Source organism: Herminiimonas fonticola, from assembly GCF_040395855.1.
In the GTDB taxonomy this organism is placed as follows: Bacteria; Pseudomonadota; Gammaproteobacteria; order Burkholderiales; family Burkholderiaceae_D; genus Oxalicibacterium; species Oxalicibacterium fonticola_A.
In genome coordinates this window covers 1-5,502 of the sequence record NZ_JBEBPO010000124.1, presented here as the reverse complement: position 1 = coordinate 5,502, position 5,502 = coordinate 1, and the positions used below count along the sequence as shown (strand labels likewise).

The window sequence follows — 5,502 nt, the reverse complement described above, 5'->3', positions numbered from 1 at the left end:
ATTCCCTGTAATCCCTCTCGGCCCAGGACAAGATGGCGCTCCTTGAAATTCGCAATCTCACTCGCCGTTTCGGCGAAAACACCGTAGTCGACAACATCAGTCTTTCGATTGAGGCTGGCGAGTTCTTCACTTTGTTGGGCCCTTCCGGCTGCGGCAAGACGACGCTGTTGCGCATGATTGCCGGCTTCGATGAGCCGGATGCGGGGCAAATTCTTCTGGATGGCGTTGACCTGACCGGCGTGCCGCCTGAGCAGCGCGCGGTGCGTACCGTATTCCAGAATTACGCCTTGTTCCCGCACATGACGGTGGCAGGCAATATCGCGTTTCCGCTGGAAATGGCGAACACGCCGAAATCCGAAATCAAGCAGAAAGTCGATGACGCGCTGGAAGACGTGCGCCTGAGTGGTTTTGCCAATCGCTATCCGCACGAATTATCCGGCGGTCAGCGCCAACGCGTATCGATTGCGCGTGCACTCGTCACGCGTCCCAAATTACTGTTGCTGGATGAACCGCTGTCGGCGCTGGATGCGCAATTGCGCGAGCAGATGCAGATCGAACTGATCAATCTGCAGAAGGAAGTCGGCATTACCTTTGTCTACGTGACGCATGATCAGGCCGAAGCGCTGGCGTTATCGCATCGCATCGCCGTCATGAACAGGGGCAATGTCGAGCAACTGGATGAGCCCACACGAATTTACAGCTATCCGCGCAGTCGTTTTGTCGCGGACTTTATCGGCACCTGCAATCTGTTCGACGGCACCGTGACGCACATAGCCGGCGACATGATGTTGCTGGACGTGCCCGGCATGGGTGCAGTAAAGGCGCTGACGGTTGCCGGTGTGCAGGTCGGCAGCAAGGGCACGATTGCCTTGCGTCCGGAAAAAATCCAGGTCAGCGCCGAAATCGTGCGCGGCGTGCCGGATGAAAATCACTTCGACGGTTACGTCAAGGAGCTGCTCTACATGGGCGGCGTGACTGTGTACATCGTCGAGACGGAAGGCGGTGTGCGCATAGAAACGCTGCTCGCCAACTCCGCCATCGGACGACCGCGTTTCTATGAGGTCGGCGATACTGTCGATGTCGCATGGCGCGTCGATGCCGGTCATTTTTTACCTGAAACGGGCTATGTCTGAGGTCGTGAACAAATCGTTGAACGGCAATCTGGTGCATGGCAAGCCGTCGCAGAAGACAGGGCTGGCGCGCTGGCTGATCAGCGGACCGCCGCTGCTGTACCTGATTTTCTTCTTCGCCGTGCCGACACTGATCATGGCGTTTGCCGCATTTCGTTATCCGGGCGATTACGGCGGACTCGCACCCTTGTTCGACGACAGCGGCGCGCTGGATCTGACGCTGGAAAGTTTCACGCCGTTTTTCTCCGATTTTGTCTACACCGCGATTTTCCTGAAGTCGCTGCTGTTCGCGATCATCACGACGCTGGTCTGTTTGCTGATGGCATATCCGCTGGCGCTGCTGATTGCACGCAGCCCGAAGAAATGGCGCAACCTGCTGGTGCTGCTGGTGATCCTGCCGTTCTGGAGCAACTTCCTGATCCGCATTTATGCGTGGATGATTTTGCTGGGGCCGCAATCGGCTTTGACGCGCGGTGTGAATATGGTGCTGGGCGTGTTTGGCATCGAGCCTGTCAGCCTGTTGTATAGCGCGTTTGCGGTTATCGTCGGCCTGGTCTATGTGCATCTGCCTTTCATGGTGCTGCCGCTGTATGCGAATCTGGAAAAGCACGATCCGGCCTTGCTGGATGCCGCACAGGATTTGGGTGCAGGTGCGTGGCAGCGATTCTGGCGCGTGACGTTTCCGCTATCGCTGCCCGGCGTATATGCCGGTGCAGCCCTGGTCTTCATTCCGGCGCTGGGGATTTTTGCGGTATCCGATATTCTCGGCGGCACCGGCGGCATCATGATCGGTAACGTGATCAAGCAGCAATTCCTCGATTCGCGCGACTGGCCGTTCGGCAGCGTGCTGTCCATCATGCTGACGGTGGCGGCCCTGGCGGCAGCCGGCTTTGCAGCCTTGCTGGCAAGACCGCGCAGGAGAACGCATGCCTAAGTTCAGACAATCGCTCTGGCTGACGCTGGCGGCAGTGCTGGTTTATGCATTCCTGTATGTGCCGCTGGCGATCGTGGTCATGTACTCGTTCAACGATTCGCGCCTGAATGCGGAGTGGGTCGGCTTTACGCTGGATTGGTATCGCATCCTGTTTGCCGATGAAGAAATGCTGCGCGCGGCCGGCAATTCGCTGATCATCGCGCTGGTCTCGAGTGCGGTGTCCACGGTGCTGGGAACGATGGCGGGCTTTGCCTTGCATCGATACAAAATACGCGCGCTGCAGATACTGGTGCTGACGCCGATTGCGATTCCGGAAATCCTGGTTGGCGTGTCGCTGCTGATTTTCTTCGTGATGCTGAATCTGACGCTGGGCATGCTGTCGGTAACGCTGGCGCACATTGCCTTCAGCCTCGGTTTCGTCGCGATTGTGGTACGTTCGCGATTGAGCGGCATGGATGAAAGCCTGACCGAAGCGGCGCGCGATTGCGGCGCTACGCCGTGGCAGGCGTTCCGGCGCGTAACCTTGCCGCTGATCATGCCGGGCGTGGTGGCAGGCGCATTGATGGCATTCACCTTGTCTATCGATGACTTCGTGATTACTTTCTTTACTGCCGGTGCGAATACGCAAACGCTGCCCTTGCAGATTTATTCGATGATCAAGATTGCGGTCACGCCGGAAGTGAATGCCGTTTCCACGCTGTTGATGGCGCTGACTTTGCTTCTGATTGTGATTGCGTCCAAACTGTCGCCTAACGCATTTCGTTCCTGATTCTTTTCTCCGGATTCGCCATGAAAAAATTATTCTCTTTTGCCGCGCTATTGTTGATCGCCGTTTCTGCCACGAGCTCTGCGCAGGCACAAAACAAGCTGCATCTGTACAACTGGAACAATTACATTGCGGCAGAAACGGTGCAACGTTTCGAGGCTTCCTGCAAATGCCAGCTGGTGCAAAGCTACTACGGCGATAACGAGGAAATGCTGGCCAAGCTGGCCGCCGGCGCCAAAGGTTACGATTTGCTGGTGCCGACCGGAAATGCGCTGCAATCGCTGATCAAGCAGAAGGCACTGCAGCCGCTGGACAAGAAGCAATTGCCCAACCTGAAGAATTTGAATCCGCGTTATATGGATACGGATTTCGACAAGGGCAATCAGTACTCGGTGCCGTATGCATACACGGTGACGCTACTCGGCTATAACGAGCAAAAGCTCAAGGAAGCGGGTGTGACGGTCGATAGCTGGGCCGCGATTTTCGATCCGGCCATTCTGGCCAAGATCAAAGGCAAGGTCACGGTGCTGGATTCGGCCAATGAGTTGATGGCGGCAGCGATGAAATATCTCGGCTATTCAGTCAACGACACCGATGAAAAACACTGGCAGGAAGCAAAGAACGTGATTCTGAAAGCCAAGCCTTACTGGGCCGCATTCAACGGCACCAGCTACATCAAGGGTTTGACGGTGGGTGATATCTGGCTGGCGCACGGTTACTCCAACGATATTTTTCAGGCCGATCTGGATGCGCAAAAGGCTGGTCGCAAATTCCGCATCCGCCATGCCTTGCCGAAGGAAGGTGCAACGCTGTCGCTGGATAGCCTGGTGATTCCCAAAGATGCGCCGCGTGCCGATCTGGCGCACCAGTTCATCAACTTCATCCTGGATGGCAAGAACGGCGCCGAGCTGAGTAACCTGATCGGTACCGGCAGCCCGAACAGCGCATCGCTGGCCTTCATCAAACCGGAAGTATCGAAAAATACCGCAATCTTCCCGGATCAGGCGGCCGCCGCCAAACTGGAAATGCTGAAGGATTTGAACAGCAAGCAACGCCGCGCGCTTAATCGTCTGTGGACGGAAATTCGTGCCAAGTAAGCCGCTGTCGCAGCATGAGGACGACGCATGCTGAAAGTGATTGCGCAGGATTTTATCCGGCCTGAATGCATCGCCACGGTACGACCCTTGTACGAAGAGTTGGTCGAAAAAACACGGCTGGAGAAAGATTGCATTTCGTACAATCTTTACATCGACCAGAAAGATCCCGGTCATTTCGTTTTCATTGAAGAGTGGCCGGATCGACAAGCTTTGGATGCACATTGCCAGACGGAACACTTCCGCCGCCTGGTTCCACTGATCGATAGTTACCAGCGCCAGGCGGGTACTTTCCTGTTGATGGATGCCTTTTAAGGTAAAAGCGGCATCCGACTGGCGCCTCGGCTGCAAGTCCTGATTAAATCTGCGTAGAAAACCTTTATAATTCAGGGTTTTGTAAGATTTTTGCGGGAATTTGTCATGCCGATTTATGCGTACCGTTGTGAAGCCTGTGGTTTTGCCAAAGATGCGTTGCAAAAAATATCCGATCCAGTGTTGACCGAGTGTCCTCAATGCAGCAAGCCGACGTTTAAAAAACAACTGACTGCAGCAGGGTTTCAACTCAAGGGCACCGGTTGGTATGTAACCGATTTTCGCGGTGGACAGGGCGGTACGACCGCGCCGGCTGTATCGAGTACGGCGAGCAGCGATGCACCGGTTGCCGCGTCCGCAGTCGCTGCACCGGCAACGTCAACTCCTGCGGCAGCACCTGCCGTTTCTTCGGGTGCGAAATCCGATTCTTGACGAATACATCGCGCCGCAACCATGCGGCACGATTTTTACGGTAGAACATCATGCGCAAATATTTCGTTACCGGCTTGCTGATCCTTGTTCCGCTCGCCATTACCCTGTGGGTGCTGAATCTCATCGTCGGCACGATGGATCAATCGCTGTTGCTGCTGCCAGCACGCTGGCGGCCGGAAGCGGTCATCGGCTTCGCGATTCCCGGCCTCGGCACTATCCTGACGCTGCTGATCATTTTCCTGACCGGCCTGGCGACACGCAATTTCATCGGCAACCGCGTGGTTGCCTTGTGGGAAGCGGCGTTGCAGCGGATTCCGGTTTTCAATACGATTTACTCCAGCGTCAAGCAGGTATCCGACACCCTGTTTTCATCGTCGGGCAATGCCTTCCGCAAGGCGCTGCTGGTGCAGTATCCGCGTCAGGGTTCGTGGACGATCGCCTTCATGACCGGCGTGCCGGGCGGCGATGTGCGCAACCACCTGACCGGCGATTACGTCAGCGTCTATGTGCCGACGACGCCGAATCCGACCTCCGGCTTTTTTCTGATGGTGCCGCGCGCGGATACGATAGAGCTCGACATGAACGTCGATGAGGCGCTGAAATACATCGTTTCCATGGGTGTGGTGACGCCGGAACATTTTGATAAATCGCAACTCATCGATCCGAAGAAAGTGCATTCGGATCACCCGCAGTAAATAATATTGATCGTGTATTTTCAAGCGGTCGACAACACAGAACCTGAAACTGGAAATTGAATATGTCTATGCGAACCCAATACTGCGGCCTCACTTCCGAAGCGCTGCTCGACCAAACCGTCAGCCTGTGCGGCTGGGT

7 protein-coding genes are annotated in these 5,502 nt (G+C 55.8%); all 7 read left to right on the top strand.

Annotated elements, in window-relative coordinates; all coding sequences use genetic code 11:
- Nucleotides 1–32: 32 nt before the first annotated feature.
- The 7 genes from ABWP27_RS11955 to ABWP27_RS11925 all read left to right on the top strand — a co-directional run bounded on the left by ABWP27_RS11955 (nt 33) and on the right by ABWP27_RS11925 (nt 5,363).
- A complete protein-coding gene (locus tag ABWP27_RS11955) occupies nt 33–1,133 on the top strand; it encodes an ABC transporter ATP-binding protein (protein WP_353157098.1) in 1,101 nt (366 codons plus the stop codon).
- Nucleotides 1,126–2,064 carry an ABC transporter permease gene (locus ABWP27_RS11950; protein WP_353157095.1) on the top strand — a complete coding sequence of 313 codons (939 nt, stop codon included), beginning with the start codon at nt 1,126–1,128 and terminating at the stop codon, nt 2,062–2,064. The genes ABWP27_RS11955 and ABWP27_RS11950 overlap by 8 nt, the downstream gene beginning before the upstream one ends.
- Nucleotides 2,057–2,833, top strand: a complete 777-nt coding sequence (locus ABWP27_RS11945; RefSeq protein ID WP_353157093.1) for an ABC transporter permease — start codon at nt 2,057–2,059, stop codon at nt 2,831–2,833. The genes ABWP27_RS11950 and ABWP27_RS11945 overlap by 8 nt, the downstream gene beginning before the upstream one ends.
- A gap of 20 nt (nt 2,834–2,853) precedes the next feature.
- The gene (locus tag ABWP27_RS11940) at nt 2,854–3,927 is read left to right on the top strand and encodes an ABC transporter substrate-binding protein (RefSeq protein WP_353157090.1); all 1,074 of its coding nucleotides are present in this window, start codon (nt 2,854–2,856) and stop codon (nt 3,925–3,927) included.
- A 27-nt stretch (nt 3,928–3,954) separates the two neighbouring features.
- Nucleotides 3,955–4,239, top strand: coding sequence for a putative quinol monooxygenase (locus tag ABWP27_RS11935; RefSeq protein WP_353157087.1), 285 nt, complete (start codon nt 3,955–3,957; stop codon nt 4,237–4,239).
- A gap of 105 nt (nt 4,240–4,344) precedes the next feature.
- Nucleotides 4,345–4,668, top strand: a complete 324-nt coding sequence (locus ABWP27_RS11930) for an FmdB family zinc ribbon protein (protein ID WP_353157085.1) — start codon at nt 4,345–4,347, stop codon at nt 4,666–4,668.
- Nucleotides 4,669–4,718: 50 nt separating this feature from the next.
- Nucleotides 4,719–5,363, top strand: a complete 645-nt coding sequence (locus ABWP27_RS11925; RefSeq protein ID WP_353157082.1) for a DUF502 domain-containing protein — start codon at nt 4,719–4,721, stop codon at nt 5,361–5,363.
- Nucleotides 5,364–5,502: the final 139 nt, after the last annotated feature.

Excerpts from the sequence above, each read along its gene's own strand:
- ABWP27_RS11955 (WP_353157098.1), top strand. The coding sequence starts at position 33 with ATGGCGCTCCTTGAAATTCGCAATCTCACTCGCCGTTTCGGCGAAAAC.
- ABWP27_RS11950 (WP_353157095.1), top strand. The coding sequence starts at position 1,126 with ATGTCTGAGGTCGTGAACAAATCGTTGAACGGCAATCTGGTGCATGGC.
- ABWP27_RS11945 (WP_353157093.1), top strand. The coding sequence starts at position 2,057 with ATGCCTAAGTTCAGACAATCGCTCTGGCTGACGCTGGCGGCAGTGCTG.
- ABWP27_RS11940 (WP_353157090.1), top strand. The coding sequence starts at position 2,854 with ATGAAAAAATTATTCTCTTTTGCCGCGCTATTGTTGATCGCCGTTTCT.
- ABWP27_RS11935 (WP_353157087.1), top strand. The coding sequence starts at position 3,955 with ATGCTGAAAGTGATTGCGCAGGATTTTATCCGGCCTGAATGCATCGCC.
- ABWP27_RS11930 (WP_353157085.1), top strand. The coding sequence starts at position 4,345 with ATGCCGATTTATGCGTACCGTTGTGAAGCCTGTGGTTTTGCCAAAGAT.
- ABWP27_RS11925 (WP_353157082.1), top strand. The coding sequence starts at position 4,719 with ATGCGCAAATATTTCGTTACCGGCTTGCTGATCCTTGTTCCGCTCGCC.